General features: G+C 41.7%; 13 protein-coding genes. 2 read left to right on the top strand and 11 right to left on the bottom strand.

Annotated elements, in window-relative coordinates:
• Positions 1–87: 87 nt before the first annotated feature.
• Together dnaK and grpE are read right to left on the bottom strand one after the other, a co-directional pair.
• Positions 88–2,031 (bottom strand): molecular chaperone DnaK, encoded by a 1,944-nt coding sequence (gene dnaK / locus ACMHKH_RS08710; protein WP_413520248.1) that lies wholly within the window; start codon positions 2,029–2,031, stop codon positions 88–90.
• Between the two features lie 256 nt (positions 2,032–2,287).
• Positions 2,288–2,887 (bottom strand): nucleotide exchange factor GrpE, encoded by a 600-nt coding sequence (grpE, locus tag ACMHKH_RS08705; RefSeq protein ID WP_413520247.1) that lies wholly within the window; start codon positions 2,885–2,887, stop codon positions 2,288–2,290.
• Positions 2,888–3,505: 618 nt separating this feature from the next.
• Between grpE and ACMHKH_RS08700 the strand changes: the two genes are divergently transcribed.
• Positions 3,506–4,966 (top strand): alpha/beta hydrolase, encoded by a 1,461-nt coding sequence (locus tag ACMHKH_RS08700; RefSeq protein ID WP_413520246.1) that lies wholly within the window; start codon positions 3,506–3,508, stop codon positions 4,964–4,966.
• 32 nt (positions 4,967–4,998) lie between these two features.
• Here the strand turns inward: ACMHKH_RS08700 and ACMHKH_RS08695 are convergent, their stop codons facing one another.
• The 9 genes from ACMHKH_RS08695 to fmt form a co-directional block, all read right to left on the bottom strand.
• Positions 4,999–6,147 carry a metallophosphoesterase gene (locus tag ACMHKH_RS08695; protein WP_413520245.1) on the bottom strand — a complete coding sequence of 383 codons (1,149 nt, stop codon included), beginning with the start codon at positions 6,145–6,147 and terminating at the stop codon, positions 4,999–5,001.
• A gap of 79 nt (positions 6,148–6,226) precedes the next feature.
• Positions 6,227–7,297: a metallophosphoesterase gene (locus ACMHKH_RS08690; RefSeq protein ID WP_413520244.1), complete on the bottom strand. Its 1,071-nt coding sequence runs from the start codon at positions 7,295–7,297 to the stop codon at positions 6,227–6,229.
• Positions 7,298–7,512: 215 nt separating this feature from the next.
• Positions 7,513–8,487, bottom strand: coding sequence for a TIGR01777 family oxidoreductase (locus ACMHKH_RS08685; protein WP_413520243.1), 975 nt, complete (start codon positions 8,485–8,487; stop codon positions 7,513–7,515).
• Positions 8,488–8,629: 142 nt separating this feature from the next.
• Positions 8,630–9,274, bottom strand: a complete 645-nt coding sequence (locus tag ACMHKH_RS08680) for an L-threonylcarbamoyladenylate synthase (protein ID WP_413520242.1) — start codon at positions 9,272–9,274, stop codon at positions 8,630–8,632.
• 112 nt (positions 9,275–9,386) lie between these two features.
• Positions 9,387–10,598: a DNA-processing protein DprA gene (gene dprA, locus ACMHKH_RS08675; protein WP_413520241.1), complete on the bottom strand. Its 1,212-nt coding sequence runs from the start codon at positions 10,596–10,598 to the stop codon at positions 9,387–9,389.
• Between the two features lie 58 nt (positions 10,599–10,656).
• The gene (locus ACMHKH_RS08670; RefSeq protein ID WP_413520240.1) at positions 10,657–11,754 is read right to left on the bottom strand and encodes a LysM peptidoglycan-binding domain-containing protein; all 1,098 of its coding nucleotides are present in this window, start codon (positions 11,752–11,754) and stop codon (positions 10,657–10,659) included.
• 344 nt (positions 11,755–12,098) lie between these two features.
• On the bottom strand, positions 12,099–13,520 hold the full coding sequence (thrC, locus tag ACMHKH_RS08665; RefSeq protein ID WP_413520239.1) for a threonine synthase: 1,422 nt from the start codon (positions 13,518–13,520) through the stop codon (positions 12,099–12,101).
• A gap of 41 nt (positions 13,521–13,561) precedes the next feature.
• Entirely contained in the window at positions 13,562–15,139 is a 1,578-nt protein-coding gene (locus ACMHKH_RS08660) for a transcription antitermination factor NusB (protein ID WP_413520238.1), read from the bottom strand.
• Positions 15,140–15,258: 119 nt separating this feature from the next.
• A complete protein-coding gene (gene fmt, locus ACMHKH_RS08655) occupies positions 15,259–16,353 on the bottom strand; it encodes a methionyl-tRNA formyltransferase (RefSeq protein WP_413520237.1) in 1,095 nt (364 codons plus the stop codon).
• Positions 16,354–16,514: 161 nt separating this feature from the next.
• Here fmt and ACMHKH_RS08650 point away from each other — a divergent pair, with 161 nt between their 5' ends.
• Positions 16,515–19,433 (top strand): response regulator, encoded by a 2,919-nt coding sequence (locus tag ACMHKH_RS08650; RefSeq protein ID WP_413520236.1) that lies wholly within the window; start codon positions 16,515–16,517, stop codon positions 19,431–19,433.
• Positions 19,434–19,453 lie beyond the last annotated feature (20 nt).

Genomic DNA, 19,453 nt, shown 5'->3' with positions numbered 1-19,453 from the left:
ACTAGCATAAAAAAACGCACCCCCGAAGGATGCGTTTTTTATTTAACTACTTAATTACCTAACTAACTTAGTTACTTAGTAGCAGAATTATTTTTTATCATCTTCTACTTCAGTGAACTCAGCATCGACCACATCGTCATCTGCTTGGTTGCTTTCGCCTGCATTATCCGCACCTTGTTGGAACTGGTTTGGATCCATACCCTCGCTACCCGCGCCTGCATCAGCATAAATCTTCTGGCTAACTGGTAAGAAGGCATTGTCTAATGCTTCAAGCTTGGCTTTGATGTCTTCATGGTCATCTTCTTTAGCAGCTGCTTCAAGCTCAGAGATAGCCGTTTCTACTGATGATTTTTCATCGTCAGATACTTTATCAGCTGCATCTTTTAGCGCTTTTTGTACCGCATGGATACGACCATCTGCTTCGTTACGTACTTGCGCTAAATTGGCGAATTTCTCGTCTTCAGCAGCGTTGGCTTCAGCATCACGAATCATTTGTTCAACTTCTTCGTCCGACAAGCCAGAATCCGCTTTAATCTGGATACTTTGTGCTTTACCAGTACCTTTATCAGTCGCTGAGATATTCATGATACCGTCAGCGTTGATGTCAAAGCTTACTTCGATTTGTGGCAGACCACGTGGTGCTGGCGGAATGTCCGTCAAGTCAAAACGACCAAGCTGTTTATTTTGGTTCGCAATTTTACGCTCGCCTTGATAAACCTGAATACTAACCGCTGGTTGGTTGTCTTCAGCCGTTGAGAATACCTGTGATTTCTTAGTAGGAATCATGGTATTTTTCTCAATGATTGGCGTCAAGATGCCACCCATCGTTTCAATACCAAGCGTCAATGGTGTTACATCAAGTAGCAATACGTCAGTTTTTTCGCCAGACAATACCGCACCTTGAATCGCTGCACCTGCTGCTACTGCTTCGTCAGGGTTCACGTCTTTACGTGGCTCTTGACCGAAGAACTCTTGTACTTTTTGCTGTACTAAAGGCATACGAGTCTGACCACCAACTAAGATGACATCATCGATATCGCCGATTTTTAGACCAGCATCTTCAAGGGCAATTTTACAAGGACCCATCGTACGTTGTACCAATTCTTCAGTTAGGCTCTCAAGTTTTGAGCGACTGATAGTAACCACTAAATGCTTAGGACCACTGCTATCAGCAGTGATATATGGCAAGTTTACTTCAGTGCTTTGGGCACTTGATAGCTCAATTTTCGCTTTTTCTGCCGCTTCTTTTAGACGCTGCATCGCAAGAGAGTCACCTTTTAGGTTGACGTCTTGGTCTTTTTTGAACTCGCTTACTAAAAAGTCAATTAACGCTGAGTCAAAATCTTCACCACCAAGGAATGTATCACCATTGGTCGCAAGCACTTCAAACTGCTGTTCGCCATCAACGTCAGCGATTTCGATGATTGATACGTCAAACGTACCACCACCTAAGTCATATACAGCAACGGTACTGTCGCCTTGCTTTTTGTCCATACCATACGCAAGAGCCGCTGCTGTTGGTTCGTTGATGATACGTTTTACATCAAGACCAGCAATTTTACCAGCATCTTTAGTTGCTTGACGCTGTGAGTCATTGAAGTAAGCAGGAACCGTTACAACGGCTTCAGTAACCGCTTCACCAAGATAGTCTTCTGCTGTTTTTTTCATTTTTTTCAAGATTTCAGCAGAAACCTGTGGTGGTGCTAATTTCTTACCATTGATTTCAACCCATGCATCACCGTTATCGGCTTTGGCGATTTTATAAGGCACCATACCAATGTCTTTTTGCACGACTTTGTCATCGAAACGACGACCAATCAAACGCTTGATGGCAAATAAGGTGTTGTTCGGGTTGGTAACCGCTTGGCGCTTGGCTGATTGACCGACAAGAATCTCGTCATCTTTATAAGCGACAATCGATGGTGTGGTACGAGTACCTTCAGCGTTTTCGATGATTTTAACTTTATCACCTTCCATTACTGCGACACATGAGTTGGTTGTACCTAAATCAATACCAATAACTTTACCCATACTGAATTGCTCCTAATTTATTTTTGAATTAAATATTTATACATACAGATCTTAGGTTATATAAACCTATTCGATCACTTGTTACTTTATATCGGTTTGCTTGTGTATTTTTTCAAGTCATTCATGGTATGAAAAAACCCTTTTATGTGATTTTTTGCTAAAAGCCTTACTAATAATAAGGTTTAGTACTGTTAAAGACTGATTATTTATTATCTATACTACTCAAGACTTATATAGAGATAAGATTTTCTTGAAATTACTGTCCAACACGTACCATCGCTGGGCGTAGTAGACGACCATTCAAGCTATAGCCTTTTTGTAAAACCGTACCAACCATATCCGCTTCTGCTTCTGGGTCAATACCGACGGCTTCATGAAAATCAGCGTTGAATTTCTCGCCTTGTGGATCAACCATTTCGACGCCGTTTTTATTCAGTACATCAAGCAATGCTTTATGCGTCAGTCTCACGCCTTCGGTCACTGGATCATCTGCATGCGCGCTTTCAATCGCACGTTCTAAATTATCGACCACTTCTAACAACTCTTTGGCAAATTTCTGTAGCGCAAAACGCTTGCTCTTATCCGCCTCTTGCTCAATGCGTTTTTGCGCATTGTAAGTTTCGGCATTGGCACGGGCTGTATGCTCTTTAGCTTGTTTAACTTCACCTTCAAGCTCAGCGATACGAGCTTTAAACGTATCGATATTGATATCGTTTTCAATAACGCTTTCTTCGCCCGAGTTGTTTTGTGGGTCAAACTCTTTTAAGGTTTCATTTAGGATACTGTCTTCGTGTTCAACATTGTCATGCGAAACGTTTTGGTCAGTCGATTCGTGGTTGTTATTTTGCTCGCTCATAATAGCTCCTTAATGGTTCATAATATTAATGGTTGATAATAAAGATAAAAGTTGGCACACAAAATTTGGCGCAGCGCTCGCCTTTGTATATTTATTACTAATCTGCGTTGGTTACTAATCTGTAGTTATTAACCAATATAGTTATTGGTAATCTATTCTTATTAACTAAAGAGTTATTAACGATTTATAGGCTTATCTTGCCCACTTAACCGTCTATTTAAAAGCTGTCACTTATTGTCTTTATAATCATCTTACAATAGCTGCTTGATAAAGGTTGTAAGCTCAAATTTCAAGTCTACTGCGAGGAATTTTTCTTGCCATCAATAAACATGCTGCAAATAAAATCAAAAATAGTCAAATACTGACCTGTTTTGCATCTACTATTCACCTTTATCGCCCATAAATAAGCAGTAATGCTAACAAAAGCTACAGAACATCGTCACTTATTCCAGATTATTTACGCTTTGTACCTAAACTATTACCAAAGAATACTCAACTTAATTTCTGATTATCTTATGATGAGCATAATTACAATTTCTAAGATAACAGTTATCACAGGCTTGACAAATGTTAAAAAATCCAAACTGTGAGCACTGACAATAGTTTATAAGAGGTGTTATGTCTAATTCAACGATACTATCGGTCAACACCTTACTCAATAAAGCGGTAAAGAGTATGAACATCATGTCGTTAGGAAAAGAAAAGAAGCATCAAACTGCTGATACTAATGAGTCAGTCGAATTGGTTGATGTTGAAGATATGCCATTAAAAAATGCTAGCACTGATATCAATGACACTTGCTCAGCTATTAAAGATAAGGTGCTCGATCATAATCTGATGAACAACTATCAACCGCATCTACTACACTATGCAATAAAGAGCTTTGGTTATTTGCCTACTCCTGTCCTTGAGAGCCTGATTGGATGCTTAAAAGGACCAACCTCAAAGCAATACATGCACGTTGATGCTCATCTGCGTTTGATTCTTGCTGTGAACAGTAAACTTAAAACCCCTTTACAATTGATAGAGATGACTGAGCTGCGCAAGCGCTTTGCCGCTGATGCTGTCGCCATGCAAGCACCAAAAGTATGGCAGCAAGCCAGTGATACTTTATTTAGCAATATCAAACCTTTTACTAAAAAATCTGAGCGCGCTATTAGTTGGGAAGATAAAACGATTGCTAATGCCGACGATGGTGATATGACCATTCGCTGCTATCAAAGTGAGATGCCTGATAAAGGCTTTGTTTCTAAAAAAGTACAAAACAACAATTCTGATGAGACCGTGCTACTATTTTTCCATGGTGGCGGGTTTTGTATTGGTGACCTCAATACTCATCATGAATTTTGTCATGCCATTTGTGAACAAACGGGCTGGCCAGTCGTCAGTGTCGATTACCGCTTGGCACCTGAACACCCTGCCCCTGCTGCTGTAAGGGACTGTATTAGTGCTTATGCGTGGTTGGCTGAGCACTCTGAAGAATTTGGTGCTTTGCCATCACGCATCGTACTAGCCGGTGATAGCGCAGGCGGTGGATTGTCGACGTTAATTGCTCAGCAAATCATTAGCCCGAATGAAAATGCTTGGCTTGATTTGGGTGACATCGGTCAACAAACGTACGATTTATTGCAAGGTTTGCCACATCCTATGGCGCAAATGCCACTATATCCTGTGACCGATATCGAAAATGATTATCCAAGTTGGGAACTGTATGGTGAAGGTCTGTTACTTGACCATGCCGACGTTGCGGTATTTGATGCCGCTTGTTTAGAAAACAGTCCATTACCGCGCCAGCATATCCTGACCTCACCGATGCTTGGAGACAATCGAAATGTTTGCCCAAGTTATGTCGTGGCAGCAGAATTGGATGTCTTACGCGATGAAGCATTTGCTTATGCCGAGCAGTTAAAGAGTTATGGTATAGCCGTACAAACTCATACGGTACTTGGCGCACCGCATGGATTTATTCATTTTATGAGCGTTCATCAAAGATTGGGGCAAGAAACTCAGCATATCATCACAGGTTTTGCCAGCTTTGTACGTGAAATCATAAAAACAAGAGCACTATTAAGCGCTTAATTAGTGTTTTAATATTTGAATGGTTATTTATATTATTTTTTAGTAGCTATATCAGTACCTATAAGATTAATTATCCAAATCTCAGAGCGAGAACCCAATCGAAATGGTATGCCCCAAAAACCATAACCTGAGGACACCAAAAAATGTCCTTTATCAATGGCTTCATAACCATAACCCAAACGGTTAATCGCGCTGACGATAAAGTTAGCGGGAAATATCTGACCATTATGAGTATGTCCTGATACTTGTAAATCTATTGGTAGCTGACTGTGCTCTATGATAGCACTGGGTCTGTGATCTAAAAGAATCACGGGCTCAGCGCTATTCACTTGTGTCAGCAGCTTACTCGTTGCGACGCGCTGATGCTTGTGATTATCAAAGCGTCCCATGAGCCAGACAACTTCTCCTTGATGGTTTAAGTGTGCTACTTCATCATTTAGCAACTGTACGCCTGCCGCGCGTAAAGAGTCGCTGATGGGTTGCTCATGACCATATAAATCATGATTGCCCAACGTCGCATAGACACCGTAGGGCAAACTAGCAACAAGCTTTGCCAAGCTGTCTTTCATATTATAGTTATTAAATGCCTGTGTATTGTCATCCATGATATCGCCCGGCATCAATAAAATATCTACTTGATACGCGTTCAACATCATATGCAGCCGCTCGATAGCCTTATTACCAAATAGACGACCCAAATGTAAATCACTGGCGACTGCGATACGCAGTGAGTTGCTTAAAGGTTTATTAATTTTGATAGAGAGCTTACGCACAACGGGAATATAAGCGCTATATAAAGCATATACAAACAGCCCTATAAAAAATAGCAGTGCGAAAATGCGTAAGCCAATAGCAATCATCTTTGGATGGTCAAGCGTACTATCAATCAGGGATATTAAAAGCCAAAATCCTCCATACACTATACTGGTCGCTACTGCAGTCAGCATCGTAAAATGCATGACTAACATCCAACCACTCATCCAGCGATAGCTATTAGAAAATAGCTTAGTGATGCTTAGCAATAATAAAATATGGGTAATTAAAAACACCCCTATCCATACCGCACTCGATGTAGCTGTCGAATCTAACCAAGGCTGAAGCCACCACTGCAAACTGAGCGCTGCGCCCGTACTAAAAAGCTCTAGCAGCAAAATAATGGTGAGAATAAAGGCGTAACGCATGAGGAAATCCTTGAGCGGGGTTTAAGCACTGTGTTTTTATTCTGAGCTCATTTAATTAATAACGATGCAGTAGAGTACTTTAAATCGATTGTAAAGTAATCAGCCAAATCTCAGAGCGCGTTCCCAATCTAAATGGCACCGCTCCGATACCATAACCTGAGGTGACCAAAAACTGGCTACCATTTACTTCTTTAAGACCATAAACCAAAGGCGTAAACCACTTTAATAACACGGTTAAAGGGAATATTTGACCGCCATGCGTATGCCCTGATAAATGCAAATCAACGGGTAACTCTTTTATTTCTTCTAACGCATCAGGGCTGTGCTCCAGAAACAGCACCGGTTTTTCAGTTTGAATATCAGCCATCAAATCTGCAGCAGCAGGACGCCTAGGGTCTGTCGCATCTGAACGCCCAACCAGCAATACAGCATCATCCAACCATACGCTTTTATTATCAATTACCTGTATGCCGGCGCGCTCAATTGCTTCAGCAATCGCAACTTCATTACCAGAGTAATCATGATTACCTAAGGTTGCATAGACGCCAAACGGTGCTCTTAATTTTGATAAATGCTCATACATATTAGTTTTATCATAAGCCTCAGTAGAATCGTTCATGACGTCACCGGCGATAAGTACTACATCAGGATTTTGCTCACCTATGAGCGTGACCATTTTATCTATCTGCCGATTACCAAACCATCTTCCCAAATGAGTATCAGAAACTAAGGCTATCCTCATTGGTTTGTCTAATGATTTATCTGTCTTTACCGTTAAATGATGCACAACTGGCGAATAAGCATTAAATACCGCTAAGCCGACAATACCTATATAAGCAGCTACTGCGAATACGCGAATGCCAGTAGGATTTGATTTTTGCCTCAAGATTTGGCTATAAATAATAGCAATGACAGCGGTGATTAATCCAGCATAAAACATAAAGCCTTGCAAAATACTAGCGACCAGATAGACATGAAAACGCTCGCGCCAAAACTCACTCAGCCCATAGATAAGAAAAATATTATTAATGACGAAGATACTGAGGACTAAGCTTATACGACTAAAGCGCTGTTTTGGCTTAATTAACCACCAAAATATCATACTACTCATAATCGCTAATAACTGCGTGCCAATGATAAAAAGCCACATAATTAAATCTAATCAGCCAAAGACGTCCATATAGTACGCCAACATTCTTACCTATTAAAGACAGAGATTTTGTTTATTGCAACCTAACAGTATTTAGCGACTTTTTCCTATAGAAAACCCAAAACGGCGGATTGTTTCACATGAAACAATCCGCCGTTTTGGTTTATAAAATAGTTATAGCAACCACTATCGATTTATCATGCCAGATTTGATAACTACTCTTTTATTACCTGTTGTTCCAAGGCTTCTTTAAGCGTTTGATGTTTAAATTCGAACCCAGCATCCAGCAAGGCTTGCGGCAATACCTTTTGTCCGTCTATAAGCAGCGTCGACATCTCACCAAACATCAGCTTAAGCAAGAACTCCGGCAAAGTAAAAAAGGTTGGACGATGTAGCCATGCACCCAATGTTTTGGTAAAAATATGATTGGTCACAGGGTTTGGCGCGGTCAAATTATAAATTGTCACGTCTTTATTGCTTGTTGTATGACGAGCAGCCTGCGTATCCTCATTAATATGATGAGTGGTATCATTAAGGTGTTGCTCTATAATAAATATCACGGCTGATACCCAGTCATCACGGCTGATCCAGCTCATGATTTGTTGACCATTACCTAATTGTCCACCAACACCCATTTTAAAAGGGGTCAAAAGCTTGCTAAGCATCCCGCCTGTAGGATGGATAACGACACCCGTACGTACGAGCGCTACTGCTACGCCTGACTCAGTCGCTTGTCGCGCTAGCTTCTCCCAGTCATCACAGAGCTGATGGGCAAAATCTGCCTGAAAACCACTACTTTCGGTCAAAGGTTTATCGCCTTGATTACCATACCAGCCAATCGCTGAACCACTGACGAGTAATTGCGGCTTCACACTACTACGAGCAATAAATGACAACAATGATTCAGTAGGTTTCATTCGGCTGGCAAGCAGTTGCGCTTTACGAGCATCACTCCAGCGCGCATCAGCAATCCCTGCGCCCGCTAGATTTAAAATCACATCGAAATTTGTATCTGAACTTGCAAGCTCATCATAGGTCATCATCGTAATATCACTAGGATGTGCTTGATTACTATCGCGGGTTAGCCAAGTAATCTGTAGATCTTTACTCATCTCTTGATAGCGCCTCTGCAGCTCATAGCTAAATGCACTGCCCAAAAATCCTGAACCACCACTGATTAGAATATTCATCGCTTATTATCCTTATTATTGATTATATTCTCATCAGTGTGACAAAAAGCACGCCATGAAAACAAGGTGACAAGTGTAGAGGTTAGTAAAAGAGAGCGTAGGAACGAAAGTAAAGATAGTGATATCGAATTTAACTATCAAATTAGCGAATGATTTCTCCTGTTAAAGCGTCACCTATTTGGCTTGGTAATTGATAACCTAAGGTCTCGCCTTGAAGATAGCCAACACTCTGATTTAAATGTAAGTGGTCGTCTAAAAAATAACGTTTCGCTTCGTTAAGTGATAATGCAGGAGGCTCACCTGATGGATTACAGCTTGTCGAAACGACAAAACCATAAGGATTACTTTCTGATACCATTTGCGCGCACAGTTGTTTAACCAATGGATGGTCAATGACACGGACGGCAACGCTATCGTGAGCACCCGTAATCCATGATGGAATAATAACCGGTAGATTTTCGGGAGTAGGTAATAGCCAAGTATGCGCTTGTTTGGCAGTAGCGTTAATCGAATCATCTTGCCAGCTATCAAGCACGGTTTGCCGCTCTACAGCCGTTAAAACTTCTAGCAGGGCTGTAAGTCGGCTTGGGCTATCAGTCACCACTATCATACCCTTCTCTATTGGGCGCTGCTTAATGGCCAATAGCTGCATGACTGCTTGCTGATTAAAGGGGTCGCAGCCGATACCCCAGACGCTTTCAGTTGGGTACACGAGCAGCTGCCCTTTTTTAAGCCAGTGTGCTGCTTGAATCACAGAGTCAGTGATAAAGGGGATAGATAAGGACATAAAATAATGCCTTTGGAATAAGGAGAATTAAAAGAGATACTGCGAATAGATATCACGAATTTATTTTACAAGAAATGTAGCACTGTCTGTATATTTAAAACCATAAGCACATTTAAATACGTAAATAACGTCCACCTTGGACAGTGATGGCACCGACCAGCTCTAACTCCATTAACTGCCCAATCAATTGCGCAGGTGCAAGATTGCTAGCAATGATAAGGGCGTCCAAATCTTGACCGTGCCAATCTAACTGTTCAAACAGGGCTGTTAAATGCTCAGGTATGGTAATACTAGACAGTGGTTTTATTGGCTGCTGTTTTATCGTTTTTTTGCTAGTAGCAATTAAGTTAGATACTGCCTGAGAAGAGATCTGAGTATTTAAATACTCGTTAGATTGAGATTGGACTGGCAGCTGCAAACTGACATCATCTAATACTTGCTGAGGATGATAAATCAAGGTCGCGCCTTCACGTATGAGATGATGGCAACCTTCGGCATTAGCGTTATCAATATGACTGGGAATCGCAAAGACTTGCTTACCTTGCTCAGAGGTTAGGCGCGCAGTAATCAGCGAACCACTTTGAATCGTAGCTTCAGTAACGATAGTGGCAATACTCAGACCAGCAACTAAGCGATTGCGGCGCGGGAAAGTATGCTTATGTGGCAGTGTATGCGGCAACAGCTCACTAACGATACAGCCGCCTTTATCAATAATTTGGCTAAACAGCTGATCATGATGATTGGGATAATTGACATCAATGCCTGTGCCCATGACACCCACTGTGCGACCTTGATTTGCCATATCAGCCTGCGCCAGCGCACCGAGGTGAGCACGCTTATCAACGCCAATGGCAAGCCCACTAGTAATGATGTAGCCTGCTTGGGCAAGATATTGTGCTATATCAAAAGTGATTTTTTGCGCGTGTGTTGTCGGTTTACGACTGCCAACGATAGCGATTTGGGTGTGATGCAACAGCTCACTATTACCGCGATAAAATAATAGCGGCGGAGGATCGTATATCTCTAATAATTGAGTAGGAAAATTTGGCTGTTCAGCAAATAATAGACCGTACTTATTATCAATTAATGCTTGTTGAATCTTATCAATACTAGCGCGCGTTTGCTCTGGCTGCTCATGCCTCGTCAAATGGGTATGATGCATCCCTAATTGACGCCAAGACTCTATGCCCACTTGTAATGCAAGCTGTGCGCTGCCATAGCTATGGATAAGTTTATGATAAGACGATAATGATGCATTCAGCTCAAACCACAGCGCCAGTATAGCGCGCTGATCGTCTGATAAAATAAAAGGGGCTACCGTCATTATCGTCTGCCTTGTATAGGCTTACTTATCGTATCCGCTCATAACATTTGAGGCTTGATTATAAGTAAGGCGGTGGTAAAAGCTGGTCACCAATACTCAGCGGTAGCTCAGACTCAAGCACGTAAGCATAGCTGATGTGATCAAAGGTATTAAATACCATTACCATACCGCTTGGCTCACTTGGCAGACGTACCGGTGTATCACTATCTTTGATATCGCGTATGAGGGCACCCTTTTGATAAACGGTCAATACATCACCTGGTTTAGCGCCTTGTACGCGACCCAAATTAATCGCCACCACACTTCCTTTAGCAGCTGAGCTAATAGAATCCATCACGCGGACGATCATACCACCACGATTGACGGTTGCTGGCGTCGGATAAAAGACTGGCGGAATAGCGTTATCGAGCTCAACAAACACCCGATCGCCTTCACGCACTTCTTTACCGTAACTGTCAATAAGCTGTAAGCTCGTAACGCCATTAGTTTCTGTCGACGTTACCAAACCTGTTGCCACTTGAGTGACCTCTAAACCGATAACTTTTTGCGTTTTCGGCTCAGTATACATCTCGCCTTCGCGGTAGATACCATAACGCTGACCAACGATAAGCGGCACGCCTTTGGCATAAACCTTATCACCACTGGCGGTAATTAAGTTGCCTTTTTTTGAGGCTAAAATATATGGTGTGGTATTAAAATCTTGCGGATTAACAATCAGAGTCTTATCAAGCCAATGCTGAATAGCCGACCATGGAATAGGCGGAATACTATTAACAGCAGAAGTAACGGCAACCGTTGTCGCTACCACATTGCCCGTCAATTGCTTTTCAACCCCTGCGCAGCCTTCACCTGTATCAACACCAATCAAGGTTTTACCTTGTATGACACATAAAATCAAAATATCATTAGGATAAATAAGATTGGGGTTTTTGATTTGCTTATTGGTCGCCCAAATTTCTTTCCAGCGCCATGGACTGTCCAGATAACGTCCTGAGATATCCCACAAAGTATCGCCTTTTTTGACAATATAGCGGTTGGGTGCGTCTGCCTTGATAGTTGGCGGTGGATTATTAGCGTGAGCGGTGCTCATTAGCATTGCACTGCTAAAGGTGGTCACCAATAGCGCTTTTACGATATTTTTTAAGCTCATCTTCATTGTTATATCCACAGTATGTAACGCTGTTAGCGCCATAATCAAAGGTATTCAAAACTGCTGCTTTACTAAAAATCATATCTTTCTTTAAAAAAGATAAAAAAATTAGCAGAGATAGAGACTCATAATACCGTTACCATAAGGTCTATAGAGCAGCTATTTAATGTTCGTGTCTGATATGAATGACAGGTATGATTGCTAAAAAAGCGCCTAGTAAAATGGTATTTACTGACGCTATTTCTAATACTACAATTATATCTACAATAACACAATCATAAACACTTTATTACAATAGTGTAACCTTAGACTGGATATTCATTTTAACAATCAACTAAGAATCAAATCGATTAAGCAGGATTTGGCGTGACCTGTTGACGGATTTGCTCAGCGACTAGTTCAGCATCATTATCAAGCACCACCACATGTTGCGGTAAGCTCTCTAAGCCTTCAGTATGAGCTGGACGAGCGATCTCTATTTGACCAATGGCTTCAACGATGGTATCGGCAAATTTCACTGGCAGCGCAGTTTCAGCACAGACAATGACCTCACCTTCGCGCTGAAGTTCTTTGGCAACTTTGATACCATCAGCGGTATGCGGATCGACCAATTCTCCATGCTGCTCATAAAGCGCTTTAATCGTTTGTAAGCGGTCATTATGAGTAGATTTACCCGCAGCAAAACCATATTGCGTATTAACCGCTTCCATTAAATCAGACAAATCAAAACCTTGACCAGATTTCACCCCTTCAAATAACTCATGCACGCGCGCGCTATCTTTATCTAGTAACAAATAAACAAAACGTTCAAAGTTAGAGGCTTTGGAGATATCCATTGAGGGACTTGAAGTGATATATGTTTTGGCAGTCGGACGCGGCTGATACGCACCTTGATTAAAGAAGTCATTGAGCACGTCATTTTCATTGGTCGCGACAATTAAACGCTCAACTGGTAAGCCCATTTCGCGTGCAATATGACCAGCACAAATATTACCAAAGTTACCCGATGGTACGCTAAAGCTGATTGTTTCATCATTGTTCGTCGTCACGGCAAAGTAGGCTTTAAAGTAATAAACGATTTGCGCTAGGATGCGCCCCCAGTTAATTGAGTTGACCGTGCCTAAGTTATAAGCGGCTTTAAACTCAGCATCTTGTTGTAGCGCTTTGACGATATCTTGGCAATCATCAAACATCCCATCGATAGCAATGTTATGGATATTTTTATCAGTCAGGCTATACATTTGCGCACGCTGAAATTCGCTCATTTTGCCGTGCGGTGACAGCATAAAGACTTCGATATTTTCTTTACCGCGTAATGCATATTCTGCCGCACTGCCCGTATCGCCACTAGTAGCACCGATAATCGTGATACGCGCGTCTTTTCTTTTAAGCACATATTCAAAAGCATTGCCTAAAAACTGCATGGCAACGTCTTTAAATGCCAACGTTGGACCGTTTGATAAGCCTAAAATATATAAATTATCTTCAAGCTTGCGCACAGGAACAATCTCATCAGAGCCAAATACTTCAGCGGTATAAGTACGCTCAATGATATCTTGCAAATCAGCGGCAGGAATATCGGTCGCAAAGCGCTGCATAATCGCCATCGCCAGCTGTGGATAGCTGAGCGCACGCCATTCATTCAGTGTCGTACTATCAATATTTGGATAATGCTCAGGCAACATCAAACCACCGTCCGGTGCAAGACCCATTAATAACACATCACTAAAATCCATCGGCGCTGTCTGACCACGGGTACTGATATATTTCATTAGATTGTCCTGTCTACAATGAGATGATTAATTAAAACAGTTTATTCAGCAGTTTTTTGCAGCAAGGCATAATAAAAACCATCGCCACTCTCGCTATCAATTGGTAGGCACTGGCGACCAATCGCCTGCTCGATACCCCAATTACAATCGTCGCTAAATTCAACGGCTGTTACATTATTATAATGAGTCATAAACTCCTGCATTTGCTCGACATTCTCTTGCTTCAAGATAGAGCAAGTGACATATAACAGATAACCGCCAACTTTAAGTTGTGGCCATAGATTATGCAAAATATCGGCTTGTAGTAATGCCGTTTGCTCGACGTCTTCTTCGGTACGCAAGATACTGATATCAGGATGACGACGAATCACGCCAGTCGCGGTACAAGGTGAATCTAGTAGTATAGCGTCAAATACGAGTTTGCTTTTTTTCTTGCCAGCCCCTTGCCATGTGGTTGCGTCCGCACAAACAATATTGAGCTCGATATTTTTCTCCGCTTGCTGCAAGTCGTGCTGACTTAGATTTAAGCGCTGTAAATTAGTATGAATGCGCTCGATACGTGGTGCTTCATTATCAATCGCAGTTAGCTTAACTTTTGAAACTAGAGGAATAGATTCATCATCTTGTTTCACGTGAAACAACGAATACTCATTTGAGCTAATTAACTCTAACCAATGAGCAAGCTTACCACCCGGCGCTGCACAAGCATCTAAAATGCGGACTTCATTGTTATCATTATTGTTGCTTGTATCTACATTGCCGTCTGCATCATCGTTTTTAACACTCAGTTTATTAAGTAGAGCATTATGGATAAGCGGCGCTGCAAGCTGAGCATGCATATCTTGTACACTAGCAGCCCCTTCAGCGAATTGAGGTAAGGCATTCACTGCAGTACTTTGATGTAATCTCAAACCTTTGGTTAATATACTATTAGATGTCGCTGTATCCAACGAGTTAGATAAGTTAAAGCCACTCACTAGCTCAACCAAGTCCGCTTCAACTTCAAATTCTACCAATGCTTGTTGATAATCCTCTATCGAAGTAACCGCTGTATTCACGCGTAAAAACATCGGCGCAGGTTGACGTAGACCTTGCATTAGATCGTCATACTGCTCACTCCAATCTTGCTTCAGCTGATAGGCAAGCCAATTAGGCAAGCTGTGTTTTTTATCACACTTCTTACGGAACTTGCTTGGGTTCTTAGCGACTTTACGCAAGATGGCATTGATTAAACCAGTCGAATGCGCAAACTCAATTTCTTTCGCTGCTTCAACCGTTTCATGAATTGCCGCATGATCAGCTACTTGCAAATAAAGCAGCTGTGTCAAACCCACTTGAATAGTCGTACGTACTTCTTTTTCATCAATCGGGTTATCAGCCAGACTATCCAGTAGGCGCTCAAGGGCATACCATTGGCGCAACGTTGTCAGTAGCAACGCATGAGCAAAGCCTTTATCGCCATCGTGCAAACTGTTCAGTAACGGATCAAGGACGCTTGCGAGTGATTGACCATTTTGAATAGCCATTAGAGTGCGAATCACACGGACGCGGACGCTACCATTCATGATGAGGTTGCTTGACGGTTTGAGCTTATTATTTCTTGGCGCAGTGCTTCTCATTAAATTGAATTTCCTTGACGCCTAATAGTTTGCGTCTGATAAAAGTTGGATTGTTTGGTATTAAATGACGAATATAAAAATAAATAAGGTTAAGCTGTATTAAAGTGATTTAGGAGCAATTATTTTGAGTCTGCTGTGAACTGGTCGCCATCGTTTAATTGGTTGCCATGGCAGATTTGCTCGGCTGTCATCGGTTTACCACCAGCAAACTGTAATTCGGTAATGGCTAAAGTACTGGCTTGCGGTTTTTCGACACCATTATCAATATTACTGTCATGACCACAAGCTACCAATATCGCTTTGCGTCCAACGCTGATGACCGTACCAGCAGGCTGATTGGTTTGCTGCGACGGATTCACAGGTAAGCTGGCTAAAATCTTGACACGCTGCCCTGCCAAAAAAGTATAAGCACCTGGCCATGGCGTCAGTCCACGAATTTGTCGCTCAATTTCAGTAGCGGATTGTGTCCAGTTGATTTCGCCTTCGGTTTTGACCAGTTTTTCAGCGTAGTTGGCTTGACTGTCATCTTGAGGTACAGCCTGTGCTTGATAATGTGGCAAGTCCTTTAGCACGGTAATAATGGCCGTCGCACCAAGCTCAGCCATTTTATCATGGAGGCTAGCAGCCGTATCATCAGCCTCAATAGGAGCACTGACTTTATAAAGTATATCGCCAGTATCCAAGCCTTTATCCATTTGCATAATGGTAATGCCCGTCTCGCTATCACCCGCCAATAGCGCGCGGTGAATAGGTGCTGCACCGCGCCAGCGTGGCAGTAGTGAGGCATGAATATTTAGGCAGCCTAGCGTCGGCGTGGTCAATACACCAATCGGCAATATCAAGCCATAAGCCGCGACAATCATCACATCAGTCTGATAATCTTGCAAGGTTTGCCTTGCTGCCAACCCTTCTGTGCTTGATTTTTTAAAGGTAACTGGTTGCTCAACAGCGATATCATGAGTCAATGCCATTTGCTTTACCGCAGAAGCAGCCAGTTTTTGTCCGCGTCCTGCCTTGCGATCAGGCTGACTATAGACCGCCACAATGTTGATATTCAACGCCTGTTGCTGCTTGATTAATGCTTCAAGGCTCACTGCCGCAAACTCAGGTGTACCAGCAAACACTACTCTCAATGGCGCAGTGCGCGTCGTTTCCATTATATCAGCGGTATCATTGGTGAGGGATACATCGGGATCACAAGCAAGTGTCGTCATAGTTAGGCAGTATTAATGAGTAATGCAGCTATTATAGGTGAGTTTGTGGCGTTGTGCCATGATTGTAATGGCGACAATCAAGCGCTACTAATGCGTTTATTTATCTTTATAATAACAATAAATCACTGTGTACCATTGTGCCGACTTAGGGTCATGCGTTTATGCAACAATTTCAGTCTCTACAACGCTTACTGGTTTTTTATACGTTGACACTCGTTGCGATGTTGTCATTGTATTACTTCATCCTGTTTCATGAGATGAGAAATTATAACAAGCAGCACAGTGTAGAAGTTTTCCATACCTTACAGCATGAAATGTCTGAATATAACAATCCCATAAATCCTGTCCTTAAAGATATTATGGAAAAGCCTTTTATGCAAGGAGTCAGCTATCAGTTAATTTTTGCAATGCCCTCTGGTGAAACGTATATTTACCAGCATACTCAGCCTAATGAGCATGGATTTGCAGGGATTATGTTTCCAACGATTGAGACGTCACTTCTATCTTATAAAAACTCTCATAGCACCTATACCCTATCTGAGCGTAAGTTGGTTGGCACTATCGAGCTTAAAAGTGGTCATAAACTGTATACCGTTTTGCGTCATAAACCACTCGATATCGATTGGGTATCCTATCGCTATTGGCTGCCTTTAATGACAGCCATCATGTTTTTCACCTTAGCATTGTTATATGTACTAAAGCGCCGTGCCAATTGGGAGCAGCTGCTACGTTATACTGATAACTTAAGTAGTCATGCAAAGGATGCTTATATACCGCCACCGTTTGTCACCAAAGAATCTACACCGGATTTTCTCCAATTGGGGAACGCCCTCAGTCGAGTCAGTTATCAGCTGCATAACAATCATCGCCGTATTACCACCCTTCAGCATCGCTTAGAACGCCTAGTTGACCATGCTCCGCTACCGATGTTAATGATTATGCGACATGGTCAAATCAGCTTTTTTAATAAACGTTTTGAGCAAGTATTTTCGACAGCGTTTCACGATGACAGCAGCTATCAATTGACCGATTTTATTTTTTCCGAAGACCCATCGACACAATTACTCCTGCAAAAACTGGCAACGCTTCGTGTCACACGCACGCTTCTGGTCTGTAGGCTTACTAATAAAAAAGCGTATCAGCTGCACATCACGCCATGGTTTGGCGAGCACGGTCAAGTTCATGGTTTTACGGTACTATTAAATAATATTAATGAGTTGGTGAGCAAAAACGCACAATTACAGCAACAAAATATAGAAATGCAACGACGTCTCGATGAATTTAGTATCCTAAAATCATCTATGGGCCATGACTTACGTCTGCCATTAGAAGCGATGATTGATACCTTGGAGCCAATTGATATCAGCGTTTTAACTGACAAGCAAAAACAGACGGTCAACACTTTGGTTCAAACCAGTCAGGCTATGCTTATTATGCTCAACGAGATGCTTGATATAGGGGAGATAGAAGTTCGAAAAACCCGTCTTAGTATTGAAGCTGTCGACATCTACAAGATGGGTCAACAAATCAGTCATTTATTCAAAAAGGACGCAAGACAGCATGGGCTTGAGCTACTGTATTTCTTTGCTCCTGACTGTCCACGCCTCATCGATACCGACCATAAACGCCTACAAGAAACCTTACGTAACTTATTAGATAATGCCATCAAATTTACCAATTCTGGTTATGTGGCATTGACTATTGATACCGTGAGTCATGCAGATGTAGCATTAATTAAAAATACAAGTTTGATGAATATCGATACGATTAATCAAAACAACGGTCTAAGTAAAGACAACGCCAACTCTGATTCTACTGTACACGATTGGATTCGGTTCAGTATAGAAGATAGCGGGATAGGAATTGATATAGCGAAACAGCACCAGTTAGTCACTTATCTGAGTCAGAATAACAGTGCAAACAAAATTAAAAACAATCAATATCATCAAAAAAATGCTATGTACAAAGGACTAGGGTTAAATGACGTCAATAGCTTTGCGCGCTTGTTAGGCGGTTTTATTCAAATAAAAAGTAGCATGGGTAAAGGTAGTACGTTTAGTCTCTATTTACCTTGCCGGCAGCCAAACTATCAACCTGTTTACCATCTGAACCCTCATTTAACCCAGATTCACCTGATTACTATTATCAACCAGCCACTTGCTGCGGAACATCTCAAACAATTATGCAATCATTTATCCATAGCGGTGACGGTGATTACTTCTGCTGACAATGTGGACTTGGTGCAGTTGACTGATGGTTTGGTAAAAAATAAGCAGAATCTCGCGCCTATCTTACTGCTTGATTATGACTATTATGAAAGTCTGACGCTTGTTTTATCTAAGCCATTAGATGTAGTCAATCAAGACAGCAATAATATGACTATTCCAAAACAACAAATAACTGTCACAGATAGTGCATCTATTAATAACGGAATTATTAATGAAGAAGCTGGCGATAAGCAACAGGCGTTAAATCATTTATTGTCTAATGTGTCGCTACCAAAAATATTACTCAGCATGCAGTCTGAGCGCCGTATTGCTTCGATACTGCTAGATAAATGCGATGGTTTTTTGACCAAACCATTAGATGCCAATTTATTGCTATCTGAGTTACTAAGATTGACGCTACCTACTAGAAAGACATTTAAACAAAGTACGGAAATTAGTACTAATAGCGATTTAATAGAAATTACAGATAAAACTAACGAGGCTATTTCACCATTGATTTTGGTCGTAGAGGACAGCCCAACCAATCAAAAAATCGCCTGCAAAATACTCGCTAAATTGGGTTATCGTACTATAGTGGCAGAGAATGGGCAGCAAGCGCTAGATATATTGCAAACTCAGCGTCAAGAGATTGCCCTTATTTTAATGGATTGCCGGATGCCAGTGATGGACGGCTTGCAAGCAACGCAAGCGATTCGAGCGCAAGGCGATGATATTCCTATTGTCGCCCTGACAGCAAATAATACTGAGGAAGACCGTACTGCCTGCTTGGAGGTCGGGATGGATGAGTTTTTAGCCAAACCTATTAATAAAAACAAGCTACAAGAAATGTTGGCATCGTTTATTAAAACCTAATCAATAATACTCGTCACCTC

It is taken from the genome of Psychrobacter glacincola (genome assembly GCF_965118485.1).
Lineage (GTDB): Bacteria > Pseudomonadota > Gammaproteobacteria > Pseudomonadales > Moraxellaceae > Psychrobacter > Psychrobacter glacincola_D.
The sequence above is the reverse complement of the archived record's forward strand: the minus strand, read 5'-3'. Positions and strand labels throughout refer to the sequence as shown.